This window comes from Acetanaerobacterium elongatum, assembly GCF_900103835.1.
In the GTDB taxonomy this organism is placed as follows: Bacteria; Bacillota; Clostridia; order Oscillospirales; family Ruminococcaceae; genus Acetanaerobacterium; species Acetanaerobacterium elongatum.
In genome coordinates, this window is record NZ_FNID01000006.1 from 24,628 (window position 1) to 45,468 (window position 20,841).

At 52.0% G+C, this 20,841-nt stretch carries 15 protein-coding genes; 1 reads left to right on the forward strand and 14 read right to left on the reverse strand.

What is annotated here, in order from left to right:
• Window positions 1-24 precede the first annotated feature (24 nt).
• The 14 genes from dnaG to BLR50_RS02950 form a co-directional block, all read right to left on the reverse strand.
• Window positions 25-1,788, reverse strand: coding sequence for a DNA primase (dnaG, locus tag BLR50_RS02885; protein WP_162840300.1), 1,764 nt, complete (start codon window positions 1,786-1,788; stop codon window positions 25-27).
• Between the two features lie 137 nt (window positions 1,789-1,925).
• Window positions 1,926-2,933 carry a deoxyguanosinetriphosphate triphosphohydrolase gene (locus BLR50_RS02890; RefSeq protein ID WP_092638344.1) on the reverse strand — a complete coding sequence of 336 codons (1,008 nt, stop codon included), beginning with the start codon at window positions 2,931-2,933 and terminating at the stop codon, window positions 1,926-1,928.
• A 215-nt stretch (window positions 2,934-3,148) separates the two neighbouring features.
• Window positions 3,149-3,766, reverse strand: a complete 618-nt coding sequence (locus BLR50_RS02895) for a YigZ family protein (RefSeq protein ID WP_092638346.1) — start codon at window positions 3,764-3,766, stop codon at window positions 3,149-3,151.
• Between the two features lie 114 nt (window positions 3,767-3,880).
• Complete coding sequence (gene rpmE, locus BLR50_RS02900; protein WP_092638484.1) at window positions 3,881-4,096, reverse strand: 50S ribosomal protein L31; 216 nt, start codon at window positions 4,094-4,096, stop codon at window positions 3,881-3,883.
• 247 nt (window positions 4,097-4,343) lie between these two features.
• Window positions 4,344-7,328 carry an AAA family ATPase gene (locus BLR50_RS02905; RefSeq protein ID WP_092638348.1) on the reverse strand — a complete coding sequence of 995 codons (2,985 nt, stop codon included), beginning with the start codon at window positions 7,326-7,328 and terminating at the stop codon, window positions 4,344-4,346.
• Window positions 7,325-8,491, reverse strand: coding sequence for an exonuclease SbcCD subunit D (locus tag BLR50_RS02910; RefSeq protein ID WP_092638350.1), 1,167 nt, complete (start codon window positions 8,489-8,491; stop codon window positions 7,325-7,327). Before BLR50_RS02910 ends, BLR50_RS02905 begins: the two co-directional genes overlap by 4 nt.
• Window positions 8,492-8,576: 85 nt before the next feature.
• The gene (locus BLR50_RS02915) at window positions 8,577-9,182 is read right to left on the reverse strand and encodes a DUF4364 family protein (RefSeq protein WP_092638352.1); all 606 of its coding nucleotides are present in this window, start codon (window positions 9,180-9,182) and stop codon (window positions 8,577-8,579) included.
• A gap of 84 nt (window positions 9,183-9,266) precedes the next feature.
• Window positions 9,267-9,962: a sugar transferase gene (locus tag BLR50_RS02920; protein ID WP_242871674.1), complete on the reverse strand. Its 696-nt coding sequence runs from the start codon at window positions 9,960-9,962 to the stop codon at window positions 9,267-9,269.
• A gap of 21 nt (window positions 9,963-9,983) precedes the next feature.
• Window positions 9,984-11,198: a glycosyltransferase family 4 protein gene (locus BLR50_RS02925; protein WP_162840301.1), complete on the reverse strand. Its 1,215-nt coding sequence runs from the start codon at window positions 11,196-11,198 to the stop codon at window positions 9,984-9,986.
• A 41-nt stretch (window positions 11,199-11,239) separates the two neighbouring features.
• Window positions 11,240-12,349, reverse strand: coding sequence for a glycosyltransferase (locus BLR50_RS02930; protein WP_162840302.1), 1,110 nt, complete (start codon window positions 12,347-12,349; stop codon window positions 11,240-11,242).
• Between the two features lie 8 nt (window positions 12,350-12,357).
• Window positions 12,358-13,437: a glycosyltransferase family 4 protein gene (locus BLR50_RS02935; RefSeq protein ID WP_162840303.1), complete on the reverse strand. Its 1,080-nt coding sequence runs from the start codon at window positions 13,435-13,437 to the stop codon at window positions 12,358-12,360.
• Between the two features lie 32 nt (window positions 13,438-13,469).
• Window positions 13,470-14,891 carry a hypothetical protein gene (locus BLR50_RS02940; RefSeq protein WP_092638360.1) on the reverse strand — a complete coding sequence of 474 codons (1,422 nt, stop codon included), beginning with the start codon at window positions 14,889-14,891 and terminating at the stop codon, window positions 13,470-13,472.
• A 123-nt stretch (window positions 14,892-15,014) separates the two neighbouring features.
• A complete protein-coding gene (locus BLR50_RS02945; protein WP_092638362.1) occupies window positions 15,015-16,304 on the reverse strand; it encodes an oligosaccharide flippase family protein in 1,290 nt (429 codons plus the stop codon).
• Between the two features lie 18 nt (window positions 16,305-16,322).
• Window positions 16,323-18,167, reverse strand: coding sequence for a polysaccharide biosynthesis protein (locus BLR50_RS02950; protein ID WP_092638364.1), 1,845 nt, complete (start codon window positions 18,165-18,167; stop codon window positions 16,323-16,325).
• A gap of 502 nt (window positions 18,168-18,669) precedes the next feature.
• On the opposite strand from BLR50_RS02950, the gene BLR50_RS02955 reads away from it, so the two are divergent.
• Window positions 18,670-20,760: a sodium-translocating pyrophosphatase gene (locus BLR50_RS02955; protein WP_092638366.1), complete on the forward strand. Its 2,091-nt coding sequence runs from the start codon at window positions 18,670-18,672 to the stop codon at window positions 20,758-20,760.
• Window positions 20,761-20,841 lie beyond the last annotated feature (81 nt).

The following is a 20,841-nucleotide window of genomic DNA, read 5'->3' on the forward strand; positions in this document are numbered from 1 at the left end:
ATTTAAAATAATGCATTGGCTGACTTACCTTTTTTTAGCTTGCAGGCTCTTTACGTAATCCTCCAGCTCCTTGCCGCTGAGCTTTGCCACCTGCTCGGGCGATTTTTCATGCCTGCACTGCAGCAGGGTGTCGGCATAGGCTTCGGCATCACTTTTGGAATAGCTTTTTACGGCGGCTTGCGAAATCATCCACGAGATGCGCGACATCTGCGCATCGGTAAAGAAGGGGGATAATGCCATCAGGCTGCATTCACCTCCGGCGTGCAGCTTATCGAGCATGCGTTCGTAAACGCTTTTATTAAAATCGGTTACGAAGTCTTCGGCTGTAAGCCTTTCTTCAATAGTACCGATATAATCAGGGTGCTTAAACAACATAGCGATAAGGTTTTCTTCCGCCACGGCGGCCTTTAGGTTTGCCTGCCGCTGCGGGTTTACATTATCCGGCCCGCTCGCAACCGCACTCATCACACGCACATCGCGCCGCTGCTTTTTGTCGGCTGCTCGTTTATCGCGCTCAATAAAGCCCTTCACCTGTTCCTCGATGGCCTGCTTCTGTACGTTTAGCTGTGCAGAAAGCCGGCCTGCGTATACATCACGCTCCACCGGGCTTTTGAGCGAGGCCAGCAAGCCGCAGGCCTCTTTTAGGTAGCCTACTCTGCCGTCAGGCAGCTCAAGGTTGTATTTTGTCTTCAGCTTGGAAAGCGCATACTCGGTGGCACCCGAAGAACCGTCGAGCAGCATCCTAAACCGTGCGGAGCCGTACTTTTTAATAAACTCGTCCGGGTCTTTGGCACCCTCTACCTTCAGTACTCTTACGGTAAGGCCGGCCTGCTCCAGAATGCCGATAGCGCGCTTGGTGGCCTTCTGCCCTGCCTCGTCGGCATCGTAAGAAACCACAATCTCGCCGGTATAGCTGGCAATCATCCGCGCCTGTTCGGAGGTAAGCGCGGTGCCGAGCGAGGCCACTGCGTTATCAAACCCGCCCTGATGGATAGCGACAACGTCCATGTACCCTTCAGCCAGTATAAACCGCTTTTCTTTGGTAGCCTTGGCGATATTTAAAGCGTACAGGTTGCGGCTTTTGTTGTACACCGGCGTTTCGGAGGAGTTGAGGTACTTCGGCCCGCTTTCGCCAAGGTTGCGCCCGCCGAACGCGACGACATTGCCGCGTATATCAATAATCGGGAAGATGATTCGGTTGCGGAACTGGTCGTATGCCCCGCCCTTTTGTGAGCGGCTGGCCAGATTAGCCGAGATAATCTCCTCGGGTGTAAAGCCCTTTTGCTGCAGATGGCGTAAAAGGTCGTCCCAGTTATCACGCGCATACCCCAAGCCGAAGCGCGTAATGGTTTTGTCGGTAAGCCCGCGCCCATGAAGGTAGGCAAGCGCCCCCTTGCCCTGATCACCCGTGAGCATGTGGTAGTAAAATCGCGCGGCCTCACGGTTCATCTCCAGTACCTTTGCGCGCACCTTCAAGGCGGCCTCATCCTGCCCGTCTACCGGCAGACGCATACCCGCGCGGTCGGCCAGAAACTTAAGTGCCTCAAGGTAATCAAGGTTTTCAATGCGCTTGATAAAGCTAACCACATCGCCGCCCGCGCCGCAGCCAAAGCAGTAGAAAGACTGGTTTTCGGGGTAAACGGTAAACGACGGTGTTTTCTCGCTGTGAAACGGGCAAAGCCCTGTCAGGTTGCGCCCTGCGCGTTTTAGGGTCACGTAGGAGGAGATAATCTGTTCTATATCACTCTTGTATTTCAGCTCTGCAAGAAACTGGTCGGATATCGCCATCGCGGATATTCCTTTCGTTGCCGATACGGGCATTCACCTGCAAATGGTTGAAAGATTCTCTTTCAACCTATACCGAAAGGAACACTTATCAATATAATGTACCCTTACGGTATAATTATTCCATTTTAAGCGTGGGTTTAGTCATATGGGGTAACCTGCCAGGGTTTTGGGATAAAAATGTCATCATATACGGCGGTAGCGTAACGGTCGCTCATGCCGGAGATGTAGTCGCATACCGCTCTTTCCAGCCCGTCGCGCTCCACAATCATCTTGTAGGCTTCGGGCAGACACTCGGGCTTTTTAAGGTAATAATCAAACAGGGTTTTTACCAGCTGCTCGGCCTTGCTCTCTTCCCCTTTGGCCACCGGGTCGACATATACCGTAGCAAACATATAGGTGCGAAGCAGGTTGAAGGTATCATCCGTGGTCTTATCCATGGTAATAAAGTCAATGCTATTGTGTACCACCGAGGTTACCAGAGAGGTAATACGCTGAGTTTTACTGTTGCCCAGATGAACATGTACCTCCCACGGGATATTCTCTTCGCTGAGAATCCCCGCGCGGATGGCATCGTCGATATCGTGGTTGAGGTAGGCAATCTTGTCGGCTACGCGCACCGTCTGCCCTTCAAGAGTGTCGGCGCTGTGGCCGGTGGTATGGCACGCAATGCCGTTGCGCACCTCATATGTAAGGTTAAGCCCTCTGCCTTCCTTCTCAAGCTTTTCCACCACGCGCACGCTCTGCTCATAGTGGCGGTAGCCAAAGGAGCACACCTCGTTTAAGGCACGCTCCCCCGCATGCCCGAAGGGGGTATGCCCAAGGTCGTGGCCGAGCGCAATCGCCTCGGTAAGGTCTTCGTTTAAGCGCAGACCGCGCGCGATGGTGCGGGCAATCTGCGAAACCTCCAGTGTATGGGTAAGCCGGGTACGGTAATGGTCACCCTGAGGGCTTAAAAGCATCTGCGTTTTGTTCATCAGCCTGCGAAAGGAGTTGCAGTGCAAAATACGGTCACGGTCGCGCTGATAAACGGTACGAAGCTCGCACTGGGGCTCTTCAAGATCGCGCCCGCGGGAAAGGCATGCCTTGGCGGCTCCCTGCGAAAGGGTTTGCAGTTCAGACTGTTCCGTTTGCTCGCGGATGGTCATAGGCGTATACGGCTTCCTTTTCTTAATAAAATTCGTAAATTGCCGTTGCCGCATAGCGGCAGGAGGACAACGTCCGACAAACAGTTTTAAAACGAATAAAAACTTGTATTCATTCTGTTTATACTCTGAAAACGATGAAAACCCTTTTTTATTTTCACCAAAAGGAGAAATATTTATAAAAAGCCTTTGCACTACATCTAAAATGTGCGTTTACTTTATGCAATTGATGCAAAAACGATATTTTCCTGCTCGATTTTAATGGTTGCTGCGGAAAGCTCGGTGAGCTCTTTGATAAACGGCTGCGCACGCTCGACACGGATGAGCACCGTAAGGCTTACCTCGGCGGTAAAGTCGCTTGCCTGCAGCTGCGCGTTGTATCTTGGCAGTACGCGCTGCACCTGTGCATACCAGTTGTAGGCCATTGTGAGGTGAAGGATGGCACATTCGGTCATCTCTGTGCGCTCGGCGGCATTGACTGCAAGCTTTGCCCCGTGCGAATAGGCGCGCACTAGCCCGCCCGCGCCAAGCAGAATGCCACCGAAATAGCGGGTAACCACCACTGCCACATCTGTTAGGCCTTCTTTCAGTATCACATCCAAAACCGGTGCACCTGCTGTGCCGGAGGGCTCGCCGTCATCCGAACAGCGCCGCGCCCCGTTTTTAAGGGAGTAGGCAAACACGTTGTGGGTTGCGTCCTTATGCCGGGCTTTAATACAGTTTATAAACTCCATCGCAGCCTGCTCGCTGTCTGTGGGTGCGATATAGCCTATAAACCGCGACTTCTGCTCAATAAACTCATCTTCGGCAAAGGCCTTGATGGTTGTATATGCCATAACGCTTCACCTGCCGATTTGAGTAGAATATTGTCATACCCAAGAATTCAAGAGATAGAAAAGTAGGCGGTGTACATGCACACCGCCTAATGAACTGTTCAATGAGCCGCAAAATTATTTAGCAGCCTTTTCGTCACGCCCGAAACGCTTGTTAAACCTGTCAACACGGCCGCCGGAATCTACCAGCTTTTGTTTTCCGGTGAAGAAAGGATGACATTTTGAGCAAATTTCAACACGGATATTCTGCTTGGTTGAAGCTGTCTCAATAACGTTACCACAAGCACATGTGATGGTTGTGGGCTTATAATCAGGATGAATGCCTTTTTTCACAATGATACCCTCCATTCCGCCCCGCAGTACCTGGAAGTCTTAAAAGACCTTCGCATCGACGGCAGAAAGCGAAGCGACCTCTGCCCTGCGTTTATTGGAGAAACTGCCTGTACGCAAAACCGCGTAAGGAAGCTCCGTTCACCAACGTAACAGTAGTATGTTATCACAACCGCAGGCAAAAATCAAGTATTAATTCAAGCGAAAGCGGTATTTTTGAAACAGTAAGTTGATAAATAGTGTTTTCTTATTAAACGAACCGTGCAGTACTGCCCGAAGCCGAGGGCGTAACCTCAAGGCGCGCCGGAATACGCTCCTTCAGCTCCTCCACATGTGAGATAATGCCGATGAGCCGCCCGGTTTTCTCCAGTTCAAACAGGGTATCCACCGCCTTCTCGCGCGAGGCGGCATCCAGCGAGCCGAAGCCCTCATCGATAAACATGGTTTCGATGCTCACCCCACCCGAGTAGCTTTGTATCACGTCGGCAAGCCCCAGCGCCAGCGAAAGCGATGCCTTGAAGCCTTCCCCGCCCGAAAGGGTGCTTACATGGCGCTCCTTGCCGCTCTGGGCATCGAGTACCTCTAAATCCAGCCCCGCGGCGGCGTTGCCTTTTAACCGTTCCTGCCGGTGGAGCAAAAGATACCGCCCACCCGTCATATCGGTAAGCCAGTGATTGGCGGCGCGTACCACATCGGCAAAATAGGCACCCAGCACATAGCGCTCAAACGAAAGCTTGGCGGGATTATCACCCTTCGCAAGGGCATACAGAGCCGCTATGTCGCTGTATAGCCGCTCCTCCTCGCCCATTGACTGCAGCAGTGCCTTAATACGGGAAACGGCGCGAGTGTTGGCATCAACCCTCAGGTTAAGTGAGGTCTTGGCTTTATCCAGTTCCGTTGCACGCTCGGCGGCGGCTGCAAAGCGTGCCTTGAGCGCCTCAAGATCTTCCCGTTCCCTGCCCGCACACGCCTGACGCAGCGCCTGAATCTCGGCAAAAGTTTTAGCAAGGCTCTCGTCATAGCCCTTGATTGCTTGTTCAAGCGCCAAATACTCATCCTCATTCAGGCTGCTTTTGCGGTATTCCTCCTGTGCGGAAAAACCATACTCCTGCATTTTGAACTGAAGCTTTTCATTGCTCTTTTCTGCGGCGGCTTGGGCGTTTGCCGCGGCATTCTGTGCTCCGCGCAATGCTTCGTTCAGACGTTCCCGCTCGTTGGATGCCGACACAAACTCATTCTGCGCGGCTTCGGCAAGGTGTTGCAGCGTATGTATCTTATTTTCGTTTTCCTGCTCAGCCTTTTGCAGAAGCGCCCTGTCTGCAAGCTCTTTTGGAACCTTTGCCCGTTCTTCTTCTGCGCGGACCTCGGCCTCTGAAAGCGACTGCCGCAGCGAGGCCTGCTGCAGTTCAAATGCTGTGCGCTTCTCGGTAAGGTAGGCAATATCGTACAACCGTTTATCATCGGCCATATTCAGTTTTCTCAGGCTCGAATCTGCCTGCAGTGACAGGGTATCGTAGCCCATTTTTACAGCTGCCAATGAAGTATCTGCCGTCTGGCAAAGCGCTAAAAGCTCCTCTTCGGCAAAGGTGAGCACATCGTCGGATATGGTAAGTGTTCCGCCCTGTGCGCGGATGGCTGCTGCCTTGGCTTTCACCTCGCCGAGCAGCGACAGCTGGTGAGTATACAGGGTATCGGCCTGCTGTTTCAGGCGGTTGATTACCGCCTCGTCCGGCAGCTCCTCCGGCTGCGACGCGGGGGCGGGATGATGCACCGAGCCGCAGACCGGGCAGGGATCACCGTCTTTAAGCCGTCTTGCCAGAACACCCGCCTGCCCCGCTAAAAAGCGTTCAAACTCTGCCGCGTAACGGGTGTTTGCCTCCGCACACCCCTGCGCCGCCATACGGTAGGCCTGAACACCCGAAACAAGCTCGCTGCATGCGGCAGCAAGTGTGTGTGCCCGGTCGTATTCCTCTTTCAGTCGCGCGCGTTTGAGCAGGATATCAAGCGCTTCGATATACCCGTTTTGAGCCGCCAGCTTACCTTTTAACTGTTCGGCCTGCGCTGCAATCCGCTCGGCGGTTAAAAGCTGTTCATTCAGCTGGGTAAACCAGACGCGCTTTTCAATCAGCCGCTGCTGCTCTTCTTTAACCTTCTCGGCCTGTGTCAACCCTTGTTGGGCTTTATTGAGGCGTTCGTCGCTCTGGTTTATGCGCTGCTGCAGTTCCCCGGCGGCGGTGAGGTTGATTACGGCCTGTTGCTGAGCGGCTGTAATCTCACGTTCAATAAACATCAATTCGTTAGCCCGCCGCGCAAGCGCTAAGGCCCGCTGCCGCTGTTGCTGAACGGGTGCCTCGTTTGTGAGCTTTGTTTGAATAACGTTAAGCTCTTCTAAGCGGTCAAGCCGAGCGTTGTGCTGCGCGGCACCCTCGATATCAATACGGCTTTTCTCATTCAGCGCCTTCTCCAGCAGCTGGTTTGTCTGCGCAAGAAGTTCGGTATCCGCGTCAATCAGCTCTTCCGTAAGCGCGACCACCTCGGGGTAGTTGATGCTCGGCTGCGCCAGTGCCTGCTGCAAGGGCTGAAATTCCGCTGCAAGCAGCATGCGGGCATACTCGCCGAGGTTGGCAGACGCAGCGTCCAGCTTCAGCTTAAGCTCGGAACAGCGCGCCTTTAACTTGGCTTCCACAAGGCTGTAGAGGCCGGTGGAGAATATCTTGCGAAAGATCACCTGCTTTTCGTCGCTGCCCGATTCCAGAAGCCTTTTAAACTCACCCTGCGGCAACATAACAATCTGCCGAAACTGGCTGCAATCAAGCCCCAGCAGCTCGTTGACCTTTGCGTTAACATCGCTGATACCCTTTATCGCCGTACCGTTTGGCAGGGTGAGCAGGGCATCGCCGTTTGCGGTGGATATCCCTCCGCCGCGAGTAATACGCTGCTGCTTGGGGCGGCGCTCGATGGTATAAACCTCGCCGCGCAGCAGAAAGCTAAGCCTGACAAAGCAGGGTTCGTCGGGGGTGGCATAGTCGCTTTTTAGCTTCTCGGCATCCCTTCGGCTCTCGCCGCTTGCCCTGCCGTAAAGGGCAAAGGTAATAGCGTCGAACACCGTGGTTTTGCCTGCACCGGTGGGGCCGGTAATCAAAAACAGGTTCTGCCCGGCAAGCTGTTCAAAATCAATCTCCTGCCTGCCCGCATAGGGGCCAAAGGCGTTTATGGTAAGCGTAAGCGGTTTCACAGCAGCGACTCCTCCCTCTGTGCCTCTTGAAGCACCTCATGCATCAGCGCCTCACGCTCCGGGGTGATAGGCTCGCCCAGCAGTTCCTGATAAAACGCGCCAAAAAGCTCGTCCGGCGTTTTTTTGTTGAGCTCCAGCCCCGCCGACACCACCGACACCTCAACGTCGCTGGACGCGCGCTTTAACCCGAGGATGTTCGGGTATACCGCACGAAGCTTTTCCATGGCGTTGTAAACCTCGCCCTTATCGGTAAGCACGGCATAAACATAGTCGTTTGCCGTTTTCCCCTTAGGGGCTTGAGTGATAAGTTCTTCAATTGTTCCGGTTAAGATGCGCAGGTCGTGTGATGCAAAGAGGACATGCTTGGTAATGGTGACATTTCCCTTTTCAAGCAGCTCCACCATTGTAACCGATTTTTGCTGAGTGGCCTCCGAAAGTGAATATTTAAGCGGCGACCCTGCGTAGCGGATATGAGGCGCTCCCGCGGTCTGTGGGGCGTGCAGGTGCCCGAGCGCCACATAATCAAAGCGCTTGAGCAGGGTATAGTCAATCATATCGCTGCCGCCTACACTGCGCTCGGAATCGGAAAAGCAGGCAAGCGAGCTGTCCAGCCCAAAAAAGCCGTGGGCAACCAGCACGTTGCGGGTATCCGGCGCGGACGCATCAAGTATCGGCTCTATTGATTCCCCACAGATACGCATAAAGGCATCGTTCATTGTTTTTATATTCTCGTCGTCATATAGCTTCTTAATGGGGTACGGCTCAAAATAAGGCAGCAGCACAAAGTTCACCACCCCGTAGGCATCCTGCAGGGTGATGGTTTTCAGCTGTTTCTGCACATTGCCCGAAACATGCAGCCCGCTCTCCTCGAACAGGCGGGAGGCAAAGCCCAGGCGTTCGCCGCTATCGTGGTTACCCGCAATCATGAATACTGGAATGCGCAGCTTACGCACTACCTCGTTTAGAAAGTCATCGAGCAGCGTTACTGCCTCGGCAGACGGCACCGTACGCTGATATACATCCCCCGCAATCACCAGCGCGTCAGCCTGCTGCTCTTTCAAAAATTGCGTCAGGGCGCAGAGCCACAGCCGCTGATCCTCGATTAGCGGGATATCAAACAAGGTTTTGCCGAGGTGCAGGTCGGCGATATGTACAATCCTCATACAAAAGCACCCGCCCTTTCTTAAGGCTTAGCAGGTTCAATTAATATGCTTATATTATCAAAACGGTCAATACTGTTTTCTACTTCTAATAAAGGGGCTCCTCCTCGGAGGGTTCAAGGCCGCTGAAATCGTCCAGATCGCGCAGCAGCAGTGACAGCACACCCTTATATAGCAGCTGCGGATCGTTTAGAAACTGACGCTTTACCAGGTCGGCCTGCAGCTTGTCAGGCATAAAAAGCTTAAGCTCCATCAGGTCGGAGCCCACGTCTAGCATGCGCATGGTTACGATGCAGCCGTCTTTCACCTGCGTGATATCCACCTTGTTCATGCGCTCGCGGTTCTCGCGTGCCATCAGCCGCATGGCGGCCTTTACGGCCTTATCGCGTACGGAGGCCGATACGGTGCGTTCAATCACGCCACAGGCCTTTGCGCCAAGCTCGGTTACACGGTAGGCTTCCTCACCGTTAGCATTCTTTTCGGGTTTAATCTGCTCCAGCTTCACCAGCTCGTTGATAGAGTTGGTAAGCTCGAAATAGTTTACCAGCCCGTCCTGCTGCAGCACGTCACATAGCTGCTGCTTGGTAAAGGCTGTGCCCACACTTTTTAACACATAGCACACCAGTATATTGATCTCATAGGTAGTGCGGAGCCCGCCGAGCTCCACTCCTTCTGAAAAAGCATCGTAAGGCATACGCTTATCCCCTTTCAGTTCGATGGTTCTATACTATATAATTTACCATAGTCTGAAAGATTTTTAAAGTGGCACAGGGCGATGTTATTTAAAAACAGAAAGCGCTGTTTGAAGTAATATTTTTATATCCCGCCACAGGGTGATGTCTCGCAGATAACGCAGGTTGTGCTCCATCTTTGCGGGCAGTATCTCGTTTAAATAGCAGGCCTCGGCATCCTCGCTCTTTTCCATCAATTCACTTTCGTATGCAAAATACAGGCTGGAGGTGCAGGTAATGCCACAGGGAACGAGCAGTGTAGCAAGCCATTTATCCCTGTATTGCTTTACATAGCGCGGTACCTCCGGCCGCGGCCCCACCAGCGACATATCCCCTTTCAGCACATTCAAAAGCTGGGGCAGCTCGTCCAGATGCAGCCTGCGAAGCCATCGGCCCACGGGGGTGATGCGGGTGTCATTTTTGGTAGTAAGCTGAAGGGTATTCTTCAGGTCTGCCCGCATGGTACGGAACTTTAAAATATGATAGAGCTCAAGGTTCTGCTTTACCCGCTGCTGCATAAAGAAAACCCCGCCGCGTGAGGTAAGCCCCACCAACAGCGCGATAACAAGCATAAGCGGCAGCAGAACAATGAGCAGTGCGGCAGAAACAACAATATCAAAAACACGTTTGCGCACAAAGGTGCCCCTGCGGCGGTTTAACAGCAGCAGATACTTTTCGGTTTCGCGGTTTTGCATTTGTTGCGGCAGCGCGTGAACATCCCTTGCTAGCATCAATTGGTTCATACCTTTCCGGTATAGGTTTTCCTACTGAATTGCCTTGATAAAAGACTGTGCAAGTGCCTTGTAATTGCGGTTTTTCAGCACATAGTCGCGCCCGAGCGCGCCCATCTCGCTGCGTTGTTCGGGTGTTAATGCACGCATCTTATCAATGCTTGCGGCAAGCCCGCGCACATCCTCGGCCTCAACACTCAGCCCGCAGCCGCAGTCGCTAACCTCGTTGTTATGGGCGTTGATGCCAAAAAGGATAGGCCTGGCCGAAAGCATGTAGTCATACAGCTTGTTCATGCTGATGCCGTAACGGTAGAGGCGGCTTTTGCGTGCGCCGATATACAGACAATCAGCCTCTCTCAATACCGCCTGCACCTGATTTTTGGCAACATACTCTTCAAAATAGACGTTACGCAGGTTTTTATGCGCAGCCAGCGCGGCAAGCTCCCCCTTGCAGTCGCCCTTTCCAACCAGCACCACCGCCACCCCCTGCGGCAGCAGGGAGGCCGCCTCGATGATGGTTTCCAGCGCGTTGGCCCGAGCAAATCCGCCTACATAGACTATTGTAAATATATTCTGGTGCTTTAACTGCTGTATCCGCCGTTGCGCCTCGCTGACAAGCTGCGATTCCTCCGCTGACGGGGAAACACCGTTGGGCACATAGGTAATCCGTTTGCCCCTTACGCCAAGCTCCAACGCGCGCAGGTCGGCCCGCGGCAGGATGGATACGACGCTGCTGCTTATTTGGTAGCTATCCTTCTCGGCTCGCTTTAGCAATAATATAGACGGATGTAAATCTTTAATCCCATGCAGTTCAGTAAGGCTGAGTGGCCAAATATCATGCAGTTCAAAAACCAGCCTGGCCCCAGAAAGCTGTGCAATCCTCTGCGCGGGGTAGATATCCAGCAGGTAGGTTGAGGAGGCTATTACCACATTGGGCTTATAGGTTTGAGCTATCTGCCGCGAGTAGTGCCGGAGCTTCATTAAAAAAGCCGCCACGTTCTTTACCCGATAGAGGTTGTTGCGATAGTAGGGTGGGGTTTTCAACAGCAAGAATTCCACGCCATCCTCGGTGTATACCTCCATTGGCTCCTCAGGGTGAGGGTTTTTACCGCGCAGATGGGTAAAGCTGGCGGCAACTATAACCACCTGATGCCCCTGCTTGATAAGTTCCTTTGCCAGGTAGAAGTGGCGGTATTCCATACCCATCGCTTCGCTGCCCGAGTAATGATTGATGATGACTATATTCATAAAATTACTGCTATCTGCCTTTCTGTTGGGGTTATACAGTATCATTTTGTGCTCTGACGTATATTCGCATAGGCCGCATAAACCAGTGCCTCTTCCATCTGCTTGGCACAATATTCATAACTGTATTGCTCCTGCACATACTGCCTGCCCGCATACCCCAGTGCACGGCGGAGGATGTCGTTCTGATACAGCTTAAACAGTTCCTCGGCAAGGGTATATTCGTTAAGTTCCGGCACAATAATACCCGTTTTTCCGTCCTGCACCGTTTCAAGAAAACCATCGGCCGCGCTTACTACCACTGCACGGGCGCAGGCCATCGCCTCCAGCGCTGCCACGCCAAAGCTTTCGCGCTTGCTGGGAAAGCAGACAATATCCATCTGTGAAATCGCCTGCGGCACCTCGTTGTTGGGAATCTGGCCCATAAAGTCGGTCTCGTCGTTAATCAGAATCTCTCGCGCAAGGCCGAGCAGCGGGGTATATTCGCTGCCCTGCCCGTAAATTTTTAAGCGCAGCTTTTTCAGCGGCTCATTGATTCGCACGGTGGTTCGGAAGATTTTGAACGCTTTAAGCAGAATGTCGATACCGCACTCGGGAGCAAGGCGTTTTACGGTACCGATGACAAACTCGCCTGATTCAATGCGCGGAATCGGTTGGAACAGATTGGTATCAATACCAAACGGGGTGATTAAAACGGGTTTTTCCCCACCGCGAAGGTATTTCTTCACTTCCTCCCCCATGATGCGGCTGGTGGAGGCGATTGCCGCGGCGCTTTGGAGATTTTTTTCAATGATATTGCGCTGCAGCCAGCCCTGCCGCGGGAAGTCGTATACATCGCTCCCCCACACCGAGAGCAACACCGGTTCTAGCCGTGCCCGCCGCGCAAGGGTACCATAACCCGAGGTGTAATGCACATTGACCACATCGGGGCGATAAACGGCAGCAAGCTCTCGCAGCTGTGCCGCGTTGCGATAGTAACCCATCCTTCCGCCGTACACCAGATACTCCAGCTTTACGAGCGGTGAGAGCACCCCTTCCTCCACCCGATGATTAATCTGTGAGGCCAGCAGCACCTGATGCCCACGCTCCGCTAATAGATTCACCCATTTGACAGTATGGGAAGAGTTTGCCGCCGACAAAAAAAGTATCCTCATACGGGGCATTACTCCTTCTGGTTTGTTTTGCGCTTTGCGGCCGGATTAACGAACGAAGAAAGGTCGGTAAGCACCTTTGCCGCGCGATGCTCCCAAAGATTTTCACTGTTGATGGCAAGTACCGCATTTGCACAAAGCTTTTGATACTTCTGCGGATTTTCGATAAGCTGACTAACCCCATCGGCAATAGCGGCTGCGTTATCTTCAACGATTACCCCCACATCGCTGCGCCTTACAAACGCAGCAATCTCGGTGCAGTTGGTGGTAACCACCGGCAGGCCGTAGGAAAGGTATTCAAACACCTTTACCGGTATGGCGAAATCCATGTAAACATCTCGCCTGCCACAGTAAAGACCGATATCGGCACGGGTGTAGTACTGCTTCAATTGGGCCTCCGCAGCATGCGCAACGGTAAGCCACGGCATAGAAAGATACCGCGCTGCAATCTCCTTCTTTTCCGCCTCGCGGCAGATAATAATCAGCGGAAAGCTGCCGGTGCGGTTGAGCTGCTCAAAGGCTTTTAGCAGGATATCGGTACCGTAACGCTTGGAAAGACCGCCCACATAGATACAGGTGCGCGCCTGCTTCCTGACAGGCAGAAACCTCGCTTCTCCCGCAGGCGGCAGAACACCCTTTTGTGGAAACGAAAAAAGGTCAGCCATACTTTGCGACGGAAAGTAAACCATACTGCAGCAACGCGCCAGCAGGCGGTTATCTATTTTGTGCAGCAGGTTTATCACAGCCTTTTTGTGAGGGCTTACCTGCCACCAAGCGGCAAATTTATAAAACGCATCGCGGTAAAATGCCGCAATCGGTACTCCCATGCGGTGCAGGCGCAGAATCAGCAGCCTGTCTGCCATATTAAAAATGGGGCCGGACGGCAGCTCGATGTAACAAAACTTTGGTTTTAACGTCTTAAGCTGCTCTAATGCCGCCAATACCGTTTTACGCCGTTTCTTACGATTATTTTGAGCGCCGGTAACCAAAAAAACCTTGCTCCCAAGCTTGAGAAAGGCATTATACATCTTTTGCGGGCGTACGGAGGAGCCGGAACGCCTGTCGTCAAAATCTACATAACTGATAAACATGATCATGGCAATACCCCCCCTCTTCCTTTCGATTAACCCTTGAATTGCAAAGCGTCGCCCTGTTGCGCCCTGGCTGCCAGCACACTTTCAACCGCAAGCGCCGCGAACAGAAGGTAGAAAAATTTATCGTAAACAATGCCGTACCTGCCCGAGATAAACACATTAAAATAAAGCAGCCCCATCGTGATAAGCAGAGGCAGTGCGCGCCCTGGGCGGCGGGCAAAAAGCAGTACCAGCCGAGTAGCAACGGCACCCATCAATGCAAGCGAGAGGCCAAGTTTAATTATGCCGCCGCTTAAAAAGTCCGCCAGCACAAAATTGTGCGGGCTCATCCAGTACTTCGGCATATTCTTCAGGTCACTGTATTCCGCGGCAAGCTCTTTGCTTTGGGTTACATCATAAAAATAAACCTCATACCCGCTGCCGCGCCCGATGAGAATATCCATTAAGCCGTATGTCTTTGCCTCGTCGCAGGCGACGCGCCAGATCACCAGTCGCTTGCTGAACATGCCGCCGGTACCAATGGATTCGATAACATTTTCTACGCTGTTTTCTTCGGGAATACTGTGGCCGTCGGCCAGTACCTGCTGATATTTTATATTGGAATACCACTCAAACCCCCGTTCGGCAGCAAACACCACACCGACGCAGAATACCGTGAGCAAGGCGCCGGTGGCCAGCCGCCTGAAGGCCGCCCGCTCGGTGGCGCTGTAGCGGGCAACATAAAAGGCTTTGTACAGCAGAACCGCCGCGATGGAGGGGATAAGCAAAATCATGGTGCGACGGGAACCGCTAATGGTGATGATGATGGAATGAAAGGTGAGGTTCAAAAATAACAGCGCCGTCTGGGTTCGGGGTTTAAAGCGGGCATTTAACACAAAGAACGAGCCGAGTATCAGGCTGACAAACAGGTTTTCGGCATAGCGGTTGTAATCGGCTATCATTGAAAGACGGCGAATGAAGGCAAGCGGCATAAATTCAAAGATAAAGTAGTTGGAGAGCGAAAGCAGGCCCACCAACACACCCGAAAGCGCCAGTGTTTTATAGAGCTTATCCAACTTATTTTGTGTTCTAGCGTAGTAGAAGGTTGGGATGAAAAACAGCAGCATGGGGATGATGACCAGATACTTCGAAAGCGCAAAATCAGGAACGGGCGAATAAAGTACACCCACCGTATCGGCCAGTATATAAAGAAAAAGCAAAATAAACAGGGTTAGCACCCCGAGATACCTGCGACCTGCCGTAATATAGCCTTTAATACCGAGCTTTCGTTTTAGTAAAAGTTTAAGCCCCAGCGTAATAAAGGTAGCTACATATAACCCTTTGTACAGGCTGACCGGCAGAGGCATGGCGATTTCAAGCATCATCAGACACACACAGGACAGATATAATAATTCAAATGCAGGGGCAATCTGCGACCTGATTCGTTTTGACGCAGCGGATAGTATTTTCATGCTATAATCATGCCTTTCCGGCGCTTGTGCCGGAAAGACACAAAACGCTATGAAAAATTGCGATGCGGCTTTGCCGCAGGAGAAGCCTCGCTGCGGCAGCAATTATTTTGTTATTTGAAAGATTTATCTTTCAAACTTGCCTCGTAGTTTCGCTTTGGTTTGATGGTTTAAAAGCTGCCGGCAGTATAGATAGAAAACAATGTAGCAGGCTGCAATCAGCAGTGACAGAAGTGTTAGATATGACAATACGGTTAGCGGATAGATACTCTGAACCACAGCGGGGAGTACCGAGGCCGCAAGCAGTGAAAACTGCCATAGCATCGAGGCCCCCTGCCGCCCTGCAACAATGGCGCTTGAGGTAACAGGCGTAATGATAAAGCGCGCCAGAAACATGGGTGTAAGGGCTCTCACCATAGCGGCGGCGGGTACCCACTGTTTTCCCAGAAATACGCGGATCATCGGCTCGGCAAACAAGAATAGTACCGTAAAAACCGGCACGGCCAACAGCGTGAGCACCCGCGTTACCGAAGAGAAGGTTTTTGCCGACATGCGGTTTTCTGCAGCTTCATCAGAGGATTTTTTTAGAAAAACATTGCCCACCGCCGCGGAGATTACCGTAAGCGGGGCGCTGAGCACCTGATTGATGATAGAATAATACCCGAGCTCTGCCGCCCTAAAAAAAGACGGCAGAAAGAAGGAGATAAGGTTATAGCTTAGGGTGGTTGCCATGGTTCCGGGCATGGTAAACCGTGCGAAATCCCTGTGCTCCTTTGCCACCACGAGAATACGTTTTTTATCGGGCCGTGGAATATGGGGGATAATTTTAGAAGCCAGTATAATGTCCCCCACAAAATAAGCCAAAAGCTGCCCGAGCAGCAGCCCGTAAACCCCGAAGCCCAGCAGTGCCAGGGATATCTGAACGGCGGCAGAAACCAGTGCCCTGACTATATTGGCATTGGTAATCACGCGGTAGCGGTTTAAACGAAGGTTATAGAAATCGAGTGTGGAGAAAAGGCCGGTAATAAACACCGAAAACGGCACGAGATATACCCAGCCTGCCCCCTGCCCTTTATTCAGCCACGGCAGAAGATATACAGCCACAGGTGCCGCTGCCAGCAAAACTACCGTAAGCAGGCCGGAAAGAGCCATACACAGCCAGAATACACTTGGAGCGTCATCCTCTTTGGCAACCACAATAGCCATATCGTACTTCAGGGTGGTGATTACCCCAAGGATATTTACGGTAGACTGAAAAAGAGTATAGGTAGCAAACTGATTGGGGCTATAGAGGCGGCCTAAAGCGGGCGAGGCCAGGAAAGGGATAGCCTGTGACAGTACCGACCCGCTCATGAGTATCAATACGCTAGTGAAAAAGGGGTTGTGCGCTATTCGGTTTCTTAGGTCGGCAAACATGCGCTCACCCCATTTATTTTATTGGTGGTTAAAGGTTGGCACCAGACGTTTCATGTGTTCAAAAAGCTCTTTCTGACGGTAGGTACTGCAGCACCTCTCAAGCTGCTTTACCTCATCGGCAAAGGTGTGAAAGTCAAACTCCACGGGTTTGAGTACATAAATTTTATTATTATCCGTTTTTGAAACGTCTTCCTCGGCAAGCCGGATTTCCTCAAACAGCTTTTCTCCCGGTCTTAGCCCGCAAAACTCGATTTTAATGTCAGTGTTGGGCTTTAAGCCATAAAGCATAATCAAATCGCAGGCAAGGTCGTAGATACGCACCGGCTCACCCATATCCAGCACAAAGATCTCCCCGCCCTTGGCAAGGCTTCCTGCTTCCAGCACCAGCTGCACCGCTTCGGGGATGGTCATAAAATATCGGCGCATCTCGGGGTGGGTAACGGTTACCGGCCCCCCGCTTTCAATCTGTTTAACAAAGAACGGCACCACACTTCCGCTGCTGCCCAGTACATTGCCAAACCGCACCGCCGCAAAAACGGTATTGCTTACGGCATTGAGCATCTGAATAGCCTGTTCAGCGATGCGCTTGGAGGCGCCCATTACATTTCCGGGGTTTACGGCCTTATCGGTGGAGATAAGGATAAACCGCTCGCAGTTGAAGCGCGAGGCCGTTTGGGCCACATTCAGTGTACCGAACACGTTGTTCTTTACCGCCTCTACGGGGTTTAGTTCCATCATCGGCACATGCTTATGCGCCGCGGCGTGAAAAACCACCTCAACCTTAAATTCGCGAAACAGCTCATTGAGCCGTACCTTATCGCGCACCGAGCCGATGCGCAGCTCAAACCGGCTTTCGGAAAAGCTTGCGCCCAGTTCGTTACCGATATCAAACAACCCGTTTTCGTCAAAATCAAAAACAATCAGCTTTTTTGCGCCGTAGGTAAGCGCCTGACGGCAGATCTCTGAGCCGATAGACCCCGCTCCGCCTGTAACCAGCACCGTCTTGCCCTCGATAAACCGTCTTACCGCATTCATATTCAGGTGCACACGGTCTCGCCGCAGAAGGTCGTCCAGCTTGATGTCACTGATGCTTGCCTTCTCGGGGCTGTCGTCAATATTTTCAATGGTGCCAAAACGCGAAACCTCTACCCTTTGCTGGCGGCATACGGTAACAATGCGCTTTACCAGTTCGGCATCGGCGCCGGGCAGAGCGATAATCACCTCATCCACCGAGTGGCTGCGCAGGGTAAGCCCAAGGCTTTTAAACCCGCCAACCACCTTTACTCCGTTAAACCGCTTGCCGTGCAGCGCCTTATTGTCATCGATAAATGCCACCGGAACACGCGGCTCGGCTGGGTTTGAAAGCAGCTTGTCGCAGAGGTAGCGGCCCATCTCACCCGCAGGGTAGATGAGCACGCGGCGAAGCTCTTTGGCGTGCAGGCTCTCGTACCGCACCAGTATAAACCGCAGTCCCTTGATGCCGATTCGGCAGAGCAGCATAAAAAACAGCAGCAGCGCGCAGATAATAATCATCATCTCGATTGGCATTCCCAGCCGCAGCGCACGGTCAAATACCAAAAGGGATACCAGCACCAGCGCTACAGAAGGCACCAGCGATGTGATATGCGCAAAGTCGATACTCTGCCGCTGGGTGGAATACACCTTAAAAGCAATGTTATAGAGCAGGACAAAGATATAGACCGCAAGAATATAGAAGTTGGTATTTTCAATATAGTGCGTGGGTACTGTGCCAAGAAACCCGAACTTCAGCTTGAAGCCGGTAACAACGCTAACATAGGCGCATAAAAGATCTAAAAACGCCAGGACAAGCTTCAGCCTTAGGGTTTTAGCCCTTGTACTCACTGCCCAGCACCGTCCTTCTGCTCTTCATTCGGTATTCACCGATAGTATTTGCTTTTTTGCAGAAAGTAATGCAACTTTTCTTCCAAGTTATAAGCGTCGTTATTAAATTGCGCTTCAGAGCGTCGAAAAAACCGTCTTAAGCCACACCGCTTCCGGCTTCAAATAGCGTGCGTGGCTTGTTTTTCATAATATCCGGCAGAATACCTGCAGTGTATTTTACCTGCCGCCATTTGGTGCTTATTCAGGGATGATGTCTGCTAAAATTACCATTAACGCATATACTATTTAATATTGAAATAATGCTTTAAAATCAGCCGCAGAAATACCCATAAAAATACAGATTTATTAACAATTTATAAGCAAACCAAAACAAATTGTGCATGTTGCACTATGTTTTCAACATGTCAAAATATATCTTGCGCAAACAATACTATGGTGCTAGAATAATCGCAAAAGCGCATTTTTAAGATGCGGTAAAATACTATGAAAAGGATGATTGTCAATGATTGCTGATGTATTGTTCTTTCAAGTTGCATCAATTATTGTTTCGGTTCTGGCATTTGGTGCGGCGCTGTGGCTGTATTACTGGGTAAAATCGCAGCCCTCTTCCAACGCACGCATTAAAGAGGTTGGTGATCTGATTAAAAAGGGCGCTAACACCTTTTTAGCGAAGGAGTATAAAACCCTTCTGAGCTTCTGCGGCGTTGCTGCATTACTTATTCTCATCTTCCTTCCCAAGTTCATCTGGCAGGGTGATGTACTTGAAAACGTAACGATGGCTATTGCTTATCTTGCAGGCTCCGCCTTCTCGGCTGTTGCAGGCAAGGTAGGTATCAGCATTGCAACCATTGCCAACATTAAAACCGCTGAGGCTGCAACCAAGGGTATTAAGAAATCGTTCATGGCTGGCTTCCGCGGCGGCGCCGTAATGGGCATGGCCGTTGTTGGCAGCAGCCTGCTGGGTGTTTCGCTGGTTCTTTTAATTACCGGCAACACAACAGCGCTCTTAGGCTTCAGCTTCGGCGCAAGCTCACTTGCATTGTTTGCGAAAGCGGGCGGCGGTATCTTTACCAAAACCGCAGATATCAGTGCTGACCTGGTTGGCAAGGTGGAGCTCGGCATCCCCGAGGATGACCCCCGCAACCCCGCTGTTATTGCCGATAATGTTGGCGATAACGTAGGCGACGTAGCCGGTATGGGTGCCGACCTTTTTGATTCTAACGTGGCTTCGATGGCCGCCGCACTGGTTATGGCAGTTTCTTTGGATAAACTCGGTGGCGGCTCTGTGAACGCAAGCATGGTGTTTTGCTATGCCGCTATCGGCCTGCTTGCCTCTATTATCGGTGTTGCTACCGCAAGAATGGGCAAAAAGGGCGGACCAACCCGTGCACTGAATATGAGTACTTATGTAACCACCGGCATCTATGCAGTACTTACCGCAGGCGCAACCTGGCTGTTCGGCTTTGAATGGCGCATATGGGCTGCCAGCGCTATCGGCCTTGCGGTTGGCGTTATCATCGGTATTGCCAGTGACTATTTCACCGACGATACCAAAAAGCCTGTTCATATGGTTGCTGAGGCTGCCAAGAGCGGCCCTGCGTTCACCATTCTCTCCGGCATCTCTTACGGCCTTATCAGTGCCCTTCCCGCTATGATCGGTATTGCGGTTTCGGCACTTGTATCCTTTAAGCTCTGCGAACCGCTCGGCCCGGGCTACGCCATGTTCGGTATTGCGATGGCGGCGGTTGGCATGCTTTCTATTGTAGGCATGATTATCTCCAATGACGCATACGGCCCGATTGTTGACAACGCGCGCGGCCTTGCTGAGATGGGTAACCTTGGCGACGAGGTGCTGGATATCACCGATCAGCTCGACAGTGCAGGCAACACCGTTAAGGCTGTTACCAAGGGCTTTGCTATCGGCGCTGCGGGTCTTACCGTTATCGCACTGCTCGGCGCATTCATCAGCGAGGTAAACGACGCTGCTGCCGAGCTTGGACAGTCTGGCATAACCGGCTTTGACATTATGAACCCCACCGTATTCTTCGGCCTGATGGTGGGCGCCGCTATCCCCGCAGTATTCTCCGCTATGCTGATGCTGGGTGTTGACCGCAATGCCCAGCGCATGGTTGCCGAGATTCACCGCCAGTTTAAAGAGATTATCGGCCTGAAGGAAGGCAAAGAGGGCGTTGTGCCAGAGTATGACAAGTGCATTGAGATTGCAACTGCCGGTGCCATTAAAGAGCTTGTTCCTGCCGGTTTGATGGCTATTATCGCTACTCTGCTTGTTGGCTTCATCGGCGGCGTTCAGGCAATCGGCGGCTTCTTAACCGGTAATATCGTAAGCGGCCTGTTGTTTGCGCTGTTTATGTCCAATGCGGGCGGCCTGTGGGATAACACCAAGAAGTACATCGAATCCGGCCATAACGGCGGCAAGGGCTCCGAGGCCCACAAATCCGCGGTTGTTGGTGATACCGTAGGCGATCCGTTTAAGGATACCGCCGGTCCGTCCATTAACACACAGATTACCGTTGTATCGCTGGTTTCATCCCTGATGTCTACCCTGTTCCTTGCTTTCTCGCTCTTTAAATAACTAATCGTTTCAAGCGCCGGCAGAAACATCTGTCGGCGCTGTGTAATATCAATTTCAGTTTTTCGTTTGGTATATTAAAAA